Source organism: Haloarcula sp. CGMCC 1.6347 (genome assembly GCF_037078395.1).
GTDB classification, from domain to species: domain Archaea; phylum Halobacteriota; class Halobacteria; order Halobacteriales; family Haloarculaceae; genus Haloarcula; species Haloarcula amylolytica.
Genome location: NZ_JAYMGX010000001.1, coordinates 396,478 through 411,295, shown reverse-complemented (window position 1 = coordinate 411,295; position 14,818 = coordinate 396,478). Strand labels below are relative to the sequence as shown.

Here is a 14,818-nt window from a genome sequence, read left to right as displayed (position 1 = left end):
GCGTGCTAATCGCGGCGGGCCAGAACGATGGCGTACAGGAGGGCGATGAGCCCGACGAGTTCTGTGATAGTTCCCGGAAGGGGAAACACCACTCGCGGGAGGACCTGCACGGCACTGAGGGTAACGAGGTACGAGACGAAGGTGAGGAGGCTGATTCCGACGGCCAGTGCGAGCATAGAGCGGGTCCGTCGTCGACGGTAGCCAACGAGCGCCAATGCAGCAATGAGCAGCCCGACCCCCGTCTGTGCGAGGTGGAAAGCAGTGTTCACGGTAACCCACGTTTCGGCGGAGAGGCCGGCAAACTCCATCAGAGCCCCTCCCAGAGATCCACTAGAGCGTCGGCGAACTCGTGTGTCTTCGACTCGACGGAGAGGGTCACGTCGAAGGTCCCGTCGGTAAGCCGCACAGTGAGCGCGTCCATCTGTGCCTCGTACACGTCCGCGTGGTGCCCGTCGTCCGCGAGTTGCGTTCGAGCGGCGACGAGGCCGCAGTCCTCAAGCGCGTCGAGGCGGCGATACACGGTCGAGAGTGACATGTCGCAGTCGTTGCTGAGTTCGGTTGCTGTCATCGGTCTGTGACTCGTGGCTGCAAGGAGCGCGCGAGCGTAGTCATCGTCGAGGAGGGCGAACACCTCGGTCGGGGACGGGTCCTCGGCCACGCGCAGTGGGTTCACCCGTCACATTGGTATAACTCACTGGTCGTTCGCTGACTCAGAAAACGGGCCGCCGTTCTCCACAGACCTGTCGGCTACGCCGTCTCGGCCTGCTGCACCGTCACGTCGACCGTCTCGCCGGCCACGCCGAGCCGGGCGAACTGCGTTCTGACATGTTCTTTGGCCGCGTCGATTGCCGCATCGCGCGTCTCGAAGCCACGGGGCATCGGGGATTCGAAGGCGATTCGGATCTCGCGGTCGTCGATGGACTGGACCTGTCCGCCGCTTTCGACCTCGTAGAAAGCGTCACAGACCCAGACGTAGGGCGTCCCCTCGTCCGGCGCGCCCTTGAACTCGGGCGGCTCCTCACCCGGCTCGTACAGCGTCCCGGTCAGCGCCGTCCCGCCCGCGGTCCCCCGAATAAGCAACATAGTTACACGTAGGGGCCACACAGGCAAAAGATTCTCCCTCGGGTCAGGGTTCACAGTCGACCACGACGGGCAGGTGGTCGGAGCCGTAGTGGTCGTCGTCGCGGTCGGCGATGACCGCTCTGGTGTCGACGGCCACGTCCTCGCTGACGAACACATGGTCGATCCCCATCTCGGGGAGGAGGTTGTGGAAATCGGTCCGGCTCGTCGTCGGGCCGTGGGTCGCGGTCGCTGTGTCGCGGGCGTCGACGAGCGTGCGGCCGTCCGGGAGTTCGTGGCCCTCGGCCCGCTCGTAGGCCGGTTCGCCGACGACGCAGTTGAAATCGCCGGTCACGACCGCGGGGGCCTCACGGGCGATGGAATCGAGGTGGTCGAGAACCAGTTCGATGCCCTCGACCCGCGCGTCAGCCCCTCGATGGTCCAGATGCGTGTTCAGACACAGCAGATCCTCGTCAGTGTCGCGATCACGGAGGCGCGCCCAGGTCGCCACGCGGGGGTATGCGGCGTCCCAGCCGACGCTGCTCGGCTCGGCGGGCTGTTCGGAGAGCCAGAACGTGTTCGTGGCCGCGCAGTCGAAGCGCTCGGCCCGGTAGCCGATGGCCGTGTGCTCCCCACCGGCGTCGACGGCGTCACGCGGGTCACCGACCCACTCGTAGCCGTCCAGCAACACCTCTAGCTCCCGGAGCTGGTGGGTCATCGCTTCCTGAATCCCGATAATGTCGGGGTCGTGATACCGGAGTATTCCCGCCACCAGCCGCCGCCTGTGGGGCCACCCGTCTCCCCCGTCCCCGGCGGTGTCGTACCGCACATTGAAAGACATCACCCGCGTCGGCTTCATATGCGTTCGTTGACAGCCATCCGGGTAAGGTTTCACATTCATGCTGCCGGGGAAAGGTGTTAATCCCCGGCTACCCTGAACTGGGGTATGTCCGACCTCGGGGATTTCACTGATTTCGACGGCGACGACGCGGCGGCCGACGACGAGGCCGCCGATTCTGCCGAGACGGCCGACGACGGCGACCAGGCTGTCGACGCGTCGGGGGGCACGGACCCGACAGCACAATCGACAGACGACGACTTCGAAGATATGGACGTGACACCGGCCGGAACAGACACCGGTCTCGGTGTCCTCTCGGCGGCGAACGGCCTCCGGATCAGCGAGGAAGCCGACGAAACAGTCCTGCGCGCGTACGTCACCGCGCGGAACCGCTCGCGGCTTCGCATCGGGACGTACTTGCTCGTTCCGTACCCCGACGGGGAGCGACTGTTCTGTCGTATCAAGGCGCTGGAATACGCCCAGGAGTTCCACGCTGACGACGCGACAGAGATCCACGCCCGGCGGGCGATGCGCGAGCGGGGCATCGACGAGCGGGATTTCAAATTCATCGCCGAGCTTGAGCCGGTTGCAGTGCTGTACAGCGACGGTGGCGAACTCAAGCGGCGGATGACCGACCGGGTGCCCAAACCCGAAACCGTCGTCCGGGAGGCCACCGACAAATCCGAGATCAAAACCGGCCTGAAGATTCCCGAGGACGGCGTCTTCCTGGGTCATCTCGCCGTCGGCGGTGAGAAGGTCCGGACGGCCGCCGAGCCGCCGACCATCGACTACCGGCTGAAAGACGACTACGACGCCGGCGACCCGCTCGTGTTCCGGCATACCCTTGTCGCGGGTGGGACCGGGTCCGGGAAGACTCACAGTTCGAAGAACGTCCTGCGGCAGTATCTCGGCCGGACCTACGAGATGGGCGACGGCCGCACGCCAGAACTCGCCGTCGTCCAGTTCGACCCCCAGGACGAGTACGCGCAGATGCACGACGACAACCCCGCGATGACCGACGAGTTCGAGCGCCGCTGTGAGCGGGAGGGCGTCGCCTACGGCGGGCACGACGACACCATCGCCTTCGTTCCGAAGGTGGCCGGGGCCGACTACAACGCCAGCCACCACCGCGCCGAGCAGGTGGAGTTCACCATCCCGTTCTCGCTCGTCCACGACAACCCCTGGCTCATCGCCGGCTCCAGCCTGAACGACAACCAGTACGGCGCGCTGGTGAACACGCTGCTCCCGCGGTTCGAGCGAGAATACGGCGAAAGCGGCACGTACAGTGACTTCCGGACCTTCCTCGGGGACCCCGCGCTCAAGGAGGAACTGGACGAGGCGGGCGACGTCCACGAGGCCACGTTCGACGCCGTCAAGCGCCGCGTTCAGGGCTTCGGCGCTGTCTTCGACCAGGACGCTCGCCCCATCACCGATCAGATATCGCAGTTCGTCCGCGACGGCGGGCTGACGGTCATCCCGACGTACCACATCACGGACTCCCGGACGGCATCGACCATTGTGCTGGCCGTCTCCAGCCTGCTCATCGACCAGAAGCTCTCGAACGACCCGGACTACGACCGCATCAAGGAGACGCCGCTCGTGCTGGGGATGGACGAGGCCCACAACTTCCTCACCGACGCCGACAGCGTCCAGGCCGGCAAGGTCATCGGGAAGTTCACCGAAGCCGCAAAACAGGGTCGGAAGGAGCGCCTCGGCCTGTATCTCATCACGCAGGACCCCCAGGACATCGCCGACCCGGTGTTCAAGCAGATCAACACGACGATGGTACTCAATCTCGGCGACGAGGACGCCATCTCGGCGGTGAACATCCCCAGCAACCTCGAATCGAAGGTCCCCTACATGGAGAAGGGCCAGCGGGTCGTCTACTCACCGGATAACTCCGAGCCAGTCGAACTAATTGGTCTGTCGACGTGTGTGACCCGTCACGGGCGAGACTGACAGACCGAAGACCCGCTCACCGATTGCAGCGGGCCGAAGATTCAAACCGACCCCAGCGGAATGGGACGTATGGCAAAACGAATCCTCGTTCCGGTCGACAGTTCCGACCAGGCAACGGAAGCGTGTGAGTTCGCAGCCGAGGAGTATCCGGACGCGACGGTCGTTCTCCTGCACGTCATCAACCCTGCAGAGGCCGGCTACAGCGCGGAGGCATCGATTCCCTCCTTCTCCGAGGAGTGGTACGAGAAACAGAAGGCCACAGCGGAGGACCTGCTCGACGAACTCGAAGCTGAAGTGGCCGAGTCCGGTGTCGAGTCCGTCGAACGCGTCATCGAGGTCGGGCGACCGACGAAGGTAATCGTGGAGTACGCGGACGAACACGACATCAACCAGATCGTCATGGGAAGCCACGGCCGCTCGGGGATGTCCCGCATCCTGCTTGGCAGCGTCGCCGAAATCGTCGTCAGACGGGCGTCCGTCCCCGTAACCGTCGTCAGATAGCGCTACGGGTGCCGGACGATATGGACGTCGTACTGTGGGTCTTCTGAGACCGGTGAACCGACGCTACAGACCGGTGTCGACACCCGTCCGGCGTTCTCACTGCCGATGAACACGATTGAGGCCCCCTCTTCGTGAGCGACTTCTCTGATGGTCCGAGTGATATCTGTCGTCGTCGATGCCATCGAGCTCACGTCTTCCGGGACCTCGTAGCGGAACGACGCCGTCGGGGCGACCGACTCGGCCTGCTCTCGCATCCGGTCGGCGACGGTCTCAGTATCGAACACCTCGTCCGCGTCGATCCAGCCGCGTTCCCGCGCGTACGCCGCATCGTCCGGGATAACGGACAGCGCAGTGATGTCCTCGTCGCGGTAGTCCGCGAACTCCATCGCCCGCGTTAGCGCGGCTTTCGACAGGGCCGAACCGTCGAAGGGCACGAGTAGTACCATATCCCTCCTGTCGCCCGGTTGTGATTTATTGGTTCCGCAAGCTGGCGCGATTTGAGAGGAATCGTGTTGGAATCGACACATCGCAGTCCTGCGGTAAGCCGAGCGAATAACCCGGCAAGGTGTCTGTAACTAATTATGTAGGGTGTGACCAAGAAACATGGAGTCGCTCGAAGATACACTCAGATATCCCATGGAAGACGACGACTGGACCGTGACCGTCCTCATCGGCGGCGTTCTCAGCCTCCTCGCCTTTCTCCTCGTACCCGGTATCCTCGTGTACGGCTATCTCGTTCAGGCAGTCCGCGAACGGGCGGACGGGGCGACAGAGCCGCCGGCGTTCGAGGACTGGGGCGAACTGCTCGTCGACGGTCTCAAGGCCTGGGTCATCGGCATCGTGTACATGCTCGTCCCGCTCGTCGTGTTCGGGGTGACCGTCGGCGGCAGCCTGTTCGCGATGGCGACGGGGACCCGCGCCGGAGCGGGTGCCGGCCTGGCCGGCCTCTTCGGCGGGCTGGCGATCTCGTTCGTCCTGTCGCTGGTGTTCGGCTACGTGGCGACGGCCGCCATCATCCACTTCGCCTGTACCGGCGAGTTCGGTGCTGGGTTCGATTTCGGGACGCTACGGAAGTTAGTCCTGTCCCCGAAGTACGCGACGCCGTGGCTGGTCTCGATTGCGCTGTTCATCGCCGTCAACGTCGTGGTGAACTTGCTCAATGTGATACCGTTCCTCGGTTCGCTCCTCGCCGTGATTCTCAGCCCGTTCGCCACCTTCTACGTGCTGGTCGTCGCGACGGACCTCTGGGCCGGCGGCTACAACGCCGCACTCGACGAGCGGGACGAACCGGAGTCGGTCGGGACGGCGACGGCTTAGAAGATGTTGGCCTGCTGGTAGACCGAGATACCGTCGTTCGTTATCTCGTAGGGTTTCGTCTCCCGGGAGTGGTTCGCGTTCCGTATCTTCTGTATCTCGACGGCAAGTCGTGTCTCACCGGTGTCCGACCGGACGTACTGCAGGATGAACACCGCGTCGGTCAGGTATTCGATGATACCGTGTCTGGACGCGAAGGGGTTGCTCTCGCTGGCTTCGGAGACGAGCATCGTCGTCACGCCGGCCTGTTTCAGCGACCGGGTGAAATCGAACACTTCGGTGCGTCTACGGGACTGGTCGTCGTACATCATCTCGAGCAGCGAGACGGAGTCGAGCACCAGCCGGTCGGCGTCGAATTTCTCGATGAGTGCCGGAAGCTCGCCACGAATGTTGTCGAGGCTGTTTGCCATCTCGACCGGGTCGAGGTCGACAATCGCTAGCTGGCCCTGTTCCTCGTACTCCTCGAATCCCCAGCCGCGTTCGCTGGCGGTGTCCAGTATCGCATCGTGAGACTGTTCAAGGGTCAGAAACACCGCGTTCTCGCCGTTCCGCAGGCCGTGGTGGAGGAACTGCAGTCCGAACGTCGTCTTCCCGGTGCCGGCCGAGCCGATGGTGACGATGAGGTGACGCCGTGGAATCCCGCCCTGAATCATCTGGTCGAGGCCCTCGATGCCGACGTCGACCCGCGGGATGTCGGACTCGAACTCCTCCTCGAAGCCGCTGTCGCTGTCACCGCCGCCGCTGCCGGCGGACTCGAACGCGGTGGCGAAGTCGTCGTCGAAGAGCCCGCCGCCGTCGTCGCCGGAGGACCCAGCGTCGGTATCGGGGGCCTCACTTCCACCGCTGTTGAAGGGGTCATCGCCGCCGTCGTCGAACGGGCTGCTGTCACTCTCCTCGTTAAAGGGAGTGCCCCCATCGTCGTCGAAGGGGCTGTCGCCCCCACTGCTATCACTCTCGTCACTGTCTGCCGCAAACGGCCCAGTGTCCGCAGATGTAGGCTCCTCGGCGTCGCTCTCGGGTTGTGTCGCCGAAGTATCGTCGGTATCCGTCTGTTCGCTGTCGCCGTCCTCGTCGTCCAGCGCACTTTCGAACCAGTCGTCGTCGGACCCGTCGTCCCCGCTCATACGCACGACCACCAGCCACACGAACGGCCCATGGAAGTGGATACGCGTCGGGACGGATATAATTGCCGTCGTAGAGGGTTTATATGCGGCCGGCGGGAACGTCCGGCAATGACTGTCGGTATCGTCGCGCAGCGGGACAACGACCGGGCCATGTCGCTTGCGAGTACACTGTGTGACCGACTGCGCGCCACGTCGGCGGCCGTCGTCGTGGACGAAACGACCGCCGGGGCGCTGGGAGACCACGACGCGTGGGAGGCCGCCGTACCAGATTCGGCCCCGGTCGATGAGATGTCCGCCTGTGACCTCGTCGTGAGCATCGGCGGCGACGGGACGTTTCTGTACGCGGCCCGCGGCGCGGGGTCGACGCCGATCCTGGGCGTCAATCTCGGCGAGGTCGGCTTTCTGAACGCTATCGCACCCGAAGAAGCCGTCGAGACAGTCGTCGCGGAGGTCGAACACATCCAGAAGACCGGGAGCGCCAGAACGCGGGCCAAGCCGCGGCTCCAGGCCAGCGGCGACGACTGGGAGCTGTCGCCGGCGCTGAACGAGGTCGTCGTCCAGGGCGAGCGCCGCGGTCACGGCGGCGGGGCGACGCTCGACGTGTACGTCGACGACTCGCTGTACACGTCCGGTCACGCCGACGGCGTGCTGGTGGCGACACCCACCGGCTCGACGGCGTACAACCTCAGCGAACGCGGCCCGCTCGTCCATCCCGACGTGGCCGGCCTCATCATCACCGGGATGGCAGACGAAATGGGGACGCCGCCGCTGGTCGTCGACGTCGACAGCGAAATCGTCGTCGAACTCACGGACGCCGACAGCGGCGTCGTCGTCAGCGACGGACGGGTCAGAGAAGACGTGGTCCCGCCGGAGCGAATTACGGTCTCGCGTGCGAGCGAACCGGTCCGGCTCGCCGGGCCGCCGCTTGACTTCTTCACCGCACTGGACAAGCTAGCCTAACGCCGACCGACGGCGTACAGCACCGGTGCGAGGACGAGCAGCACCAGGCCGAACAGTTTGTACTGGAACGACGACGCGAGGACGCTCGCACTGCTTGGTTCCATCGCCGACGCCGGCGTAATCACGAGCAGTGCGCCCAGCGCAATCGTATGCAGCCCCAGCATCCGGAGCGACCGTTGCGGGAGAATTGCGACGAGCCCACCGACAAAGCCGAGTAGCAGGACATCACCGATGGTGTAGTTCAGCAGGAAACTATCGATGAGTTGCAGCGGTGACGCGAGCATTCCTATCCAGAATTTCGCCGGGATGGAATCTTTAAAGTTCCGTTACGCCGCCGACCCGTGAGCGGCGTTCGGCCGTTCAATCGCCCGCTGTCCCCAGTGGTGTGAGCAGAAGGTAGCCAGTCGACTGGGTGCCGGCCGTCCGCAGTCGGAACTGCCTCGGTTCGTCGAGTGCCGTCGAGAGGGCCACGACATCGAGGTCTACTGTACTGACTGTCTCGGCGTCCACTTCGTCGATACCAGCCACGAGCAGCGCCTCGGAGAGCGCCGTTCCGTCGAGGCGGTCGGACGGCACGTCGAACGTGGTCCCGAACGCCTCGTTGGCTGCACGCACGACTGGGCCGTGCCCCTCGTCGGCGAAGTACAACACCGGGTCCGGATGACCGTCGAAGAGATCGACCGGTTGTGGCTCCGGTGTTCGCTCGACGTCTGCCGACACCGTCATCGTCTCGTCGGTCGCCTCGCCGGGCGAATCAGTCACCAGGAGATAGGAGACGCCACCCAGTCCCCCACCGAGCGCCAGGCCGAGGCCCACGGTGACCTGTTCCGAGAGCCCCAGCGAGAACACCGACTGCACCACCAGCGCCACGGTGGCGAGCACGACCGCTCCTGCCCCTATCCAACCGACCACGGCCGCGAGGCTCCCGAGGCGATGTCGACCGCCTGTGCCCGCCGACGACTTGCTCATCGGTACACACTCAATGGGCCATCGGTTAACGCTTTTCGAGAGGCGGCTGCTGATAAAACATATACAGTTGCCAGCCCTAGAACGGTGTAATACCGTGTCAAGAACTACAGGCGGTCCGCCGCGGGTGCTCGTCGTCGACGACGAGCACGACGTCGCCGACACGCAGGCTCTGAAACTCGGCGAGCGCTACGAGACGACTGTCGCGTACAGTGGGCAGGCGGCGCTCGACGCTGCCGGCCCGGAGTTCGACGCCGTGTTGCTCGACCGGCGCATGCCCGATGTCCACGGTGACGACGTGCTGTCGCAGTTGCGCGAGCGGGGGTACGACGGCATCATCATCATGCTGACCGCAGTCGACGCCGACCTGAACATTCTGGAGATGCCCTTCGACGACTACCTCCAGAAGCCGGTCGACCAGTCGACGCTTCTGTCGGCGCTCGACCAGCACCTCGACAGGCCCGACGAGGACGACAGGCTCGACGAGTACTTCCGGATCTCCTCGAAGCTCTCCGTGCTGGAACGCGAGAGATCCCCATCACAACTGGAGTCGAGCGACGAGTACACCAGGCTGAAAGAACGGGCAAAAGAACTGGAGTGGGTGCTGCACGCCGAAAACGACGATTTCGAGGAGCTGAAGGAGACGTACCAGTCGATAAGCCGAAGCTATAGTAACAATTGAAACGATGTACACACTGATCGCACTGCCGTCGTGCGATCAGGTGTGCATTGATTTTCAATGGCTACTATAGGTACCGAGAATCAGCGTCTCTTCGATGTACTCGTCGATAGTGTCCCGAACCTCGGCGACAGGGTTGTCGTTACGAGTTGCGCTCTGGAGAATCACGCCGTCGAGTATCGTGATCATGAACCGCGACACCGTCTCGGGGTCGACGTCGGCGAAGACCCCCTGTTCGATGCCGTCCTCGATGATCTGTACGAGTTGCCGGGCGAACAGTTCGTCCGTCTCAGTGAACTTCTCGCGGAAGTCCGGGTTCTGAACCGCCTGGGCGCGCATCTCGACGTACGACCCGAGGACGGCGTTCTTGTCCGGCGTTTCGACGCAGTCCGGGAAATCGTCGAGAACGAGGCTGACAAACGTCTTGATGTCCTGTTCGGGGTCGCCGGTGGATTCGACCTGAAAGATGCGGTTAAATTCCGTGAGGATGAACTCCTGGAACGACAGCAGGAGGTCCTCCTTGCCATCGAAGTGGTGATAGAACGTCGATTTGCTGAGGTCGGCCTCGTCCGCGATTCGCTGTATCGAAAGTCCGGCGTACCCGTATTCCCGGAGGGCGCGGAACGTGGCCCGCATTATCGCCTCGTGCGAGTCCGCTGGCTCCCCGGCGAACGGAATTCCATCAGTCATCCCGACCGAATATTCGTTCGGGCAGTAAATATCTTCCCACTGTTACGGAACCACAACGTTGATAGGCGACCGAACGTTCGTTCGATGTACACGGTTCGGGCGGGAGTCTGCACAGACGTATGTGGGTACATATCCCGATCTCCCAAGCATGACGTCCGCTCCAGACAGAAACAACGGCAAGGAATGTCCGAAGTGTCCCTACGCATGAAACCACGAACATTACTGACGCTGGCAGTTGTCGCATTGCTCATGGCATCCGGAACGGCGATCGCCGCCGTAACCGGGAGCCCCGACTTCGACGCAACGTTCGTCGATAATACCGTCACGCCCGGTGAGGAGACGACACTCGACGTCGTCCTCGTCAACAGCGGAACGATCGACTCCGGGTCCTCGACCCAGGGTGTCCAGAGCAGCGAGGTGACGACCGCCCGCGGGACCACAGTCAAAGTCAACGACGGTGACGCCCCGATTACGGTGACAACGAGCAAACAGGCTGTGGGTTCCGTCCCGGAAGGGAAGACCCAACCCATTTCCTTCGACATCAGCGTCGCTGACGACGCAAGTCCCGGGAGCTACACTGTTCCTGTCATCGTCGAATACGAGTACACGAGCTACATTTCGGAAAACGACGGTGCACGGGACGAAGAGACCGCGACCAAACGGATCGAACTCGAACTCGACATCGACGACGATGCAGCTTTTGACGTGGTAAGCGTCGACTCCGGCGCACGCGTCGACTCGACCGGCACGGTCGCAGTCACCGTCGAGAACACCGGCGATGAACCGGCCCGAGAAGCCTCGGTGACGCTGAAATCGACGAACTCTGAACTCACAGTCGGTGGCGACGCCAGCAGCTCCCGGTTTATCGACACCTGGGAGGCCGGTGAACAGCGTACCCTCCGGTACCGCGTCGGTGCGAGCGGTGATACGAGAGCCGAACCGTATCAGTTCGACCTTCAGGTCGACTTCGACGACACGGACGGGGTGCGAAAGAGCACGACCGCCTCCTCGCTCGGTATTACGCCCGACCCCGAGCAAACGTTCACCGTCGAAAGTACCGATAGCGCCGTCGCTGTCAGCGATTCCGGGACCTACAACGTGACCCTGCGCAACGACGGTCCTGTCACTGTCTCGGACGCGACAGTGTCGCTTACCACGCAGAACAGCGCGATTACGTTCGGGCAGTCCGAGTCCACGTCGCAGTTCGTCGGCTCCTGGGAGCCCGGCGAAACGCGAACGGTGAGCGTCGACGCAAGCGCCAGCGACGACGCCAAGACACAGAGCTACGCCCTGTCGGCGTCAGTGAGCTACGACGACCCCGAAGGCGATGCCGGCGTCGCTGACGACATCTCGCTCGGACTCACGCCCGAACCCGAACAGTCCTTCGCCATGGGCGACGTGGAGTCGACCCTCCAGGCGGGCGATGACGGAACCATCGAAGCGTCCCTAACGAACACCGGCGACCGAACAGTCCGCAACGTCGTCCTGAACTGGGCGAGCACCCACGACAACATCTCGCCGAAGGAGACCCAGTACGCGGTCGGCGACCTCGAACCGGGCGAGTCCACGACCGTCTCGTTCGACGCCGACGTGTCGGACAACGCGAACTCCGGCCCGCGGCAGTTCGACTTCGTCGCCAACTACCGCAACAGCGAGGGCGACCAGCGCGAGAGCGACACGCTCGAAATCCGGCAGAGCGTCGACGGCAGCGCTGACGAGTTCATCGTCGAGACGACGAACGCGTCCGTCGACGTTGGCGGGTCCAGCACGCTCGAAGTGACCATCACCAACGACGCCGGCGAGCGACTGACCGATATCGAGGCGAAGCTGTTCGCCGAGTCCCCCATCTCCGTGTCGGACGATCAGGCGTACGTCGACAGCCTCGACCAGGGCGAGTCGACGACCATCGAGTTCGGTATCAGCGCAAGCGGTTCCGCGATGACGAAAAGCTACCCCGTCTCGGTGGACTTCCAGTACGAGGAGCCGGACGGAGATACGCCGACGTCCGACACCTACCGCCTCCCGATCTCCGTGACCAACTCCGGCGGTGGCAGTTCGCCGCTGACGGCGATTATCGGCGTCGCACTCGTGGCCGCCCTGGCCATCGGCGGCTACTTCAGGTTCCGCTAACGCATGGACTACCAGCGCTACATCGATTGGGCGGACGACCGCATCGTCCACGATTCACGGAAGGTGGTGCTCCTCTTCCTGGTCGTGACGGTGGTCTTCAGCGCCGGCCTCGGGAGCGTCTCGACCAACTCCGGGACGTCGCAGTTTACGACCGGACTTCCCGCCGAGGAGGCACTACAGGAGGTCAACGACAAGTTCTCGCCGCCCTTCTCTCCGGATACAGGGAGCACACAGCTCATCCAGCAGGAGAACAACGTGCTCTCGAAGCCGGCGCTGCTCCGGATGCTCAGGTCACAGCATCGGCTGGAACAGCACGGACAGCTCCGTGTCACGTCGACCTCAAGCGCCGCCAGCATTGTCGCCCAGCAGGTAGATCCAGAGGCGACCACGACCGAGCAACAGGTCTATGCTGTCGAGTCTGCGACACCGGGTGAGATCGATGCCGCCGTCAGGCGCGCGGCCGAGCAGAACCCACGGTTCGAATCGCTGCTGAGCAAGGACTTCAACCGTAAAGCCGCCTCGGCGTCGGCGACAATCGGCGTCGTCACACACGAGGTCCCGGCCGGAATCTCTTCTGGGTCAGGACAGGGCGGGTCAAGTCCGCTGACGAGCATTCAGAAACAGGCCGGGTTCACTGTCGCCAGCGCTGACCACGGTGGCATCACCCTGTTCGGCAGCGGTATCGTCGCAGACGAGTTCTCGAACGTCGTCGGCGACTCGCTCATCCTGACCGTGCCCGCGGCAGTGCTGTTCATCCTGTTCTTCCTGACGATTGCCTACCGCGACCTCGCGGACATGGCGCTTGGCCTACTCGCGCTGTTTATGGCCGTCGTCTGGACGTTCGGCTTCATGGGGCTTGCCGGCATCCCCTTCTCGCAGATGCTCATCGCCGTGCCGCCGCTGTTGCTGGCGGTCGGTATCGACTTCGGGATTCACGCCGTCAATCGGTATCGCGAGGAGCGTGAGACCGGGGCGTCGATACAGGACTCGATGCGAATCACGACCGACCAGTTGCTTGTCGCCTTCTTCATCGTGACCGGGACGACGGTCATCGGGTTCGCCGCGAACCTCACCAGCGCGCTACCGCCGATTCAGGACTTCGGCTACGTGGCCTCCGTCGGTATCACCTTCACCTTCCTCATCTTTGGGGTGTTCCTACCCGCCGCGAAGGTGGAGCTTGACCGACTCCGCCAGCGCTACCCAATCCCGACGTTCAGCGAGACGCCGCTGGGTGCAGAGGATTCCGCACTCGGTGACGTGTTGCGCGGCGGCGTCGTCATCTCGAACCGCGCCCCGGTCATCTTCCTCGTCATCGTCCTCGTGTCCACGGTCGGCGCCAGCTACTACGCCACCGGCGTCTCGACGTCGTTCAGCCAGGAGGACTTCCTGCCGCCCGAGGAGAACCCGGACTTCGTCGAGGCCCTGCCGGAACCGTTCGCCCCGAGCGAGTACACCGTAACGGAGGTGACGAACTTCCTCGACGACCGGTTCGACACGACACAGTCCAGTGAGGCGACGGTGTACGTAGAGGGGCCGATGCGGAACGACGCGGCGCTCGAACAGATGTATCGGGCGGGTAACGACCCGCCGGACTCGTTCATCCGAGAGGACGGACGCGCTGATTCGACGTCTATCGTGACGGTCATCCAGGACCAGGCCGAGCGCGACCCCGAGTTCCGCCGGATGGTCGAGCGCAACGACCGGAACGACAACGGCGTCCCGGACGATAACCTCGAAGAGATCTACGAGTATCTGCTCGACTCGCCGGCCCGCAGTACGGCGCTAAATTACATTACCGAGGACTATCGGAGCGCACGCGTCGTCTACACGGTCGAATCGGACGCGACCGACGCAGAGGTGACCACCGATACGAGAGACGTTGCCGACGACTTCCGGTACGAGGCGACGGCGACCGGCTCGGTCGTCGTGTTCCAGGCCGTCTCGGACCTGATTCTGGAGTCGGCCATCCAGTCACTGGCGATTGCGCTTATCGGCGCGTCGGTGTTCCTCATCCTCATCTACAATATGTTGGAAGGGCGGCCGTCGCTCGGCCTCGTGAACATCATCCCCGTCGTCGTCACGGTGGCGTGGCTCGGCGGGACGATGCGGCTACTCAATATCCCGTTCAACGCGCTCACAGCGACGATGTTGGCGATAACTATCGGTCTGGGTGTCGACTACTCGGTCCACGTCACCCACCGGTTCGCCGACGAGTTCGAGGAAAACGACCTCGAAACGGCGCTGGACCGGACCGTCCGCGGGACCGGCGGCGCGCTGTTCGGGAGTATGCTCACCACGACCTTCGGAATCGGCGTGCTCGGGCTGGCTGTGTTCCCCGCAATCGGCCAGTTCGGTATCCTGACAGCGTTGTCAATCGCGTACGCCTTCCTCGCGTCCCTCCTGGTGATCCCCTCTGCGCTCGTCGTCTGGGACCGGGTATTCAACGCCGACTGGTCGGTTCGTGGCATACTCGGGCTCGGGCGGTCGCGTCCACCGGCATCCGTCGACGGCGACGACTGATCCGCGGCCCCGAGGCACGACTCCACTGCCGGTCGTGTTCGGGCGAAACACGCCATTGAAGCCTTTATTTGCGGGCAT

The 14,818-nt window shown here is 63.7% G+C and carries 16 protein-coding genes; 7 read left to right on the top strand and 9 right to left on the bottom strand.

The genetic code is table 11. The annotated features are described in order from the left end of the window. Positions 1-5: 5 nt before the first annotated feature. The 4 genes from VI340_RS02200 to VI340_RS02185 all read right to left on the bottom strand — a co-directional run bounded on the left by VI340_RS02200 (position 6) and on the right by VI340_RS02185 (position 1,918). Positions 6-308, bottom strand: a complete 303-nt coding sequence (locus VI340_RS02200; RefSeq protein WP_008310733.1) for a hypothetical protein — start codon at positions 306-308, stop codon at positions 6-8. Further along, the gene (locus VI340_RS02195; protein WP_008310735.1) at positions 308-658 is read right to left on the bottom strand and encodes a winged helix-turn-helix domain-containing protein; all 351 of its coding nucleotides are present in this window, start codon (positions 656-658) and stop codon (positions 308-310) included. The genes VI340_RS02200 and VI340_RS02195 overlap by 1 nt, the downstream gene beginning before the upstream one ends. An 89-nt stretch (positions 659-747) precedes the next feature. Further along, positions 748-1,083 (bottom strand): DUF7113 family protein, encoded by a 336-nt coding sequence (locus VI340_RS02190; protein WP_008310737.1) that lies wholly within the window; start codon positions 1,081-1,083, stop codon positions 748-750. 43 nt (positions 1,084-1,126) lie between these two features. Next, positions 1,127-1,918: an endonuclease/exonuclease/phosphatase family protein gene (locus VI340_RS02185; RefSeq protein WP_336357683.1), complete on the bottom strand. Its 792-nt coding sequence runs from the start codon at positions 1,916-1,918 to the stop codon at positions 1,127-1,129. An 87-nt stretch (positions 1,919-2,005) separates the two neighbouring features. Here VI340_RS02185 and VI340_RS02180 point away from each other — a divergent pair, with 87 nt between their 5' ends. Then, the gene (locus VI340_RS02180) at positions 2,006-3,856 is read left to right on the top strand and encodes an ATP-binding protein (protein ID WP_336357682.1); all 1,851 of its coding nucleotides are present in this window, start codon (positions 2,006-2,008) and stop codon (positions 3,854-3,856) included. A gap of 69 nt (positions 3,857-3,925) precedes the next feature. Then, complete coding sequence (locus VI340_RS02175) at positions 3,926-4,357, top strand: universal stress protein (RefSeq protein WP_336357681.1); 432 nt, start codon at positions 3,926-3,928, stop codon at positions 4,355-4,357. A 2-nt stretch (positions 4,358-4,359) separates the two neighbouring features. Here VI340_RS02175 and VI340_RS02170 read toward each other — a convergent pair whose 3' ends face one another. Further along, complete coding sequence (locus tag VI340_RS02170) at positions 4,360-4,803, bottom strand: universal stress protein (protein WP_008310741.1); 444 nt, start codon at positions 4,801-4,803, stop codon at positions 4,360-4,362. Between the two features lie 157 nt (positions 4,804-4,960). On the opposite strand from VI340_RS02170, the gene VI340_RS02165 reads away from it, so the two are divergent. Then, a complete protein-coding gene (locus tag VI340_RS02165) occupies positions 4,961-5,674 on the top strand; it encodes a DUF4013 domain-containing protein (protein ID WP_336357680.1) in 714 nt (237 codons plus the stop codon). On the opposite strand, the gene VI340_RS02160 is transcribed toward VI340_RS02165, so the two are convergent. Beyond that, positions 5,671-6,795 carry a KaiC domain-containing protein gene (locus VI340_RS02160; RefSeq protein ID WP_336357679.1) on the bottom strand — a complete coding sequence of 375 codons (1,125 nt, stop codon included), beginning with the start codon at positions 6,793-6,795 and terminating at the stop codon, positions 5,671-5,673. The two genes, VI340_RS02165 and VI340_RS02160, sit on opposite strands and share 4 nt — an antisense overlap. 108 nt (positions 6,796-6,903) lie before the next feature. Here VI340_RS02160 and VI340_RS02155 point away from each other — a divergent pair, with 108 nt between their 5' ends. Further along, complete coding sequence (locus VI340_RS02155) at positions 6,904-7,755, top strand: NAD(+)/NADH kinase (protein ID WP_336329899.1); 852 nt, start codon at positions 6,904-6,906, stop codon at positions 7,753-7,755. On the opposite strand, the gene VI340_RS02150 is transcribed toward VI340_RS02155, so the two are convergent. Together VI340_RS02150 and VI340_RS02145 are read right to left on the bottom strand one after the other, a co-directional pair. Then, a complete protein-coding gene (locus tag VI340_RS02150) occupies positions 7,752-8,039 on the bottom strand; it encodes a hypothetical protein (RefSeq protein ID WP_008310747.1) in 288 nt (95 codons plus the stop codon). The genes VI340_RS02155 and VI340_RS02150 overlap by 4 nt on opposite strands. Positions 8,040-8,115: 76 nt before the next feature. Further along, positions 8,116-8,724 (bottom strand): hypothetical protein, encoded by a 609-nt coding sequence (locus VI340_RS02145; RefSeq protein WP_336329900.1) that lies wholly within the window; start codon positions 8,722-8,724, stop codon positions 8,116-8,118. Between the two features lie 124 nt (positions 8,725-8,848). Between VI340_RS02145 and VI340_RS02140 the strand changes: the two genes are divergently transcribed. Next, a complete protein-coding gene (locus VI340_RS02140; RefSeq protein WP_336358184.1) occupies positions 8,849-9,403 on the top strand; it encodes a response regulator in 555 nt (184 codons plus the stop codon). 54 nt (positions 9,404-9,457) lie between these two features. On the opposite strand, the gene VI340_RS02135 is transcribed toward VI340_RS02140, so the two are convergent. Beyond that, on the bottom strand, positions 9,458-10,090 hold the full coding sequence (locus VI340_RS02135) for a TetR/AcrR family transcriptional regulator (RefSeq protein WP_008310751.1): 633 nt from the start codon (positions 10,088-10,090) through the stop codon (positions 9,458-9,460). 204 nt (positions 10,091-10,294) lie between these two features. Between VI340_RS02135 and VI340_RS02130 the strand changes: the two genes are divergently transcribed. Together VI340_RS02130 and VI340_RS02125 are read left to right on the top strand one after the other, a co-directional pair. Continuing rightward, a complete protein-coding gene (locus tag VI340_RS02130; protein ID WP_336357678.1) occupies positions 10,295-12,220 on the top strand; it encodes a COG1361 S-layer family protein in 1,926 nt (641 codons plus the stop codon). Between the two features lie 3 nt (positions 12,221-12,223). After that, complete coding sequence (locus VI340_RS02125) at positions 12,224-14,740, top strand: efflux RND transporter permease subunit (RefSeq protein WP_008310755.1); 2,517 nt, start codon at positions 12,224-12,226, stop codon at positions 14,738-14,740. The last annotated feature ends 78 nt before the right edge of the window (positions 14,741-14,818 follow it).

Bases quoted from the DNA above. Each gene is read 5' to 3' on its own strand.
- VI340_RS02160 (WP_336357679.1), bottom strand. From the start codon at position 6,795: ATGAGCGGGGACGACGGGTCCGACGACGACTGGTTCGAAAGTGCGCTG.
- VI340_RS02200 (WP_008310733.1), bottom strand. From the start codon at position 308: ATGGAGTTTGCCGGCCTCTCCGCCGAAACGTGGGTTACCGTGAACACT.
- VI340_RS02135 (WP_008310751.1), bottom strand. From the start codon at position 10,090: ATGACTGATGGAATTCCGTTCGCCGGGGAGCCAGCGGACTCGCACGAG.
- VI340_RS02185 (WP_336357683.1), bottom strand. From the start codon at position 1,918: ATGAAGCCGACGCGGGTGATGTCTTTCAATGTGCGGTACGACACCGCC.
- VI340_RS02175 (WP_336357681.1), top strand. From the start codon at position 3,926: ATGGCAAAACGAATCCTCGTTCCGGTCGACAGTTCCGACCAGGCAACG.
- VI340_RS02190 (WP_008310737.1), bottom strand. From the start codon at position 1,083: ATGTTGCTTATTCGGGGGACCGCGGGCGGGACGGCGCTGACCGGGACG.
- VI340_RS02125 (WP_008310755.1), top strand. From the start codon at position 12,224: ATGGACTACCAGCGCTACATCGATTGGGCGGACGACCGCATCGTCCAC.
- VI340_RS02150 (WP_008310747.1), bottom strand. From the start codon at position 8,039: ATGCTCGCGTCACCGCTGCAACTCATCGATAGTTTCCTGCTGAACTAC.
- VI340_RS02130 (WP_336357678.1), top strand. From the start codon at position 10,295: ATGAAACCACGAACATTACTGACGCTGGCAGTTGTCGCATTGCTCATG.
- VI340_RS02145 (WP_336329900.1), bottom strand. From the start codon at position 8,724: ATGAGCAAGTCGTCGGCGGGCACAGGCGGTCGACATCGCCTCGGGAGC.
- VI340_RS02165 (WP_336357680.1), top strand. From the start codon at position 4,961: ATGGAGTCGCTCGAAGATACACTCAGATATCCCATGGAAGACGACGAC.
- VI340_RS02170 (WP_008310741.1), bottom strand. From the start codon at position 4,803: ATGGTACTACTCGTGCCCTTCGACGGTTCGGCCCTGTCGAAAGCCGCG.
- VI340_RS02155 (WP_336329899.1), top strand. From the start codon at position 6,904: ATGACTGTCGGTATCGTCGCGCAGCGGGACAACGACCGGGCCATGTCG.
- VI340_RS02180 (WP_336357682.1), top strand. From the start codon at position 2,006: ATGTCCGACCTCGGGGATTTCACTGATTTCGACGGCGACGACGCGGCG.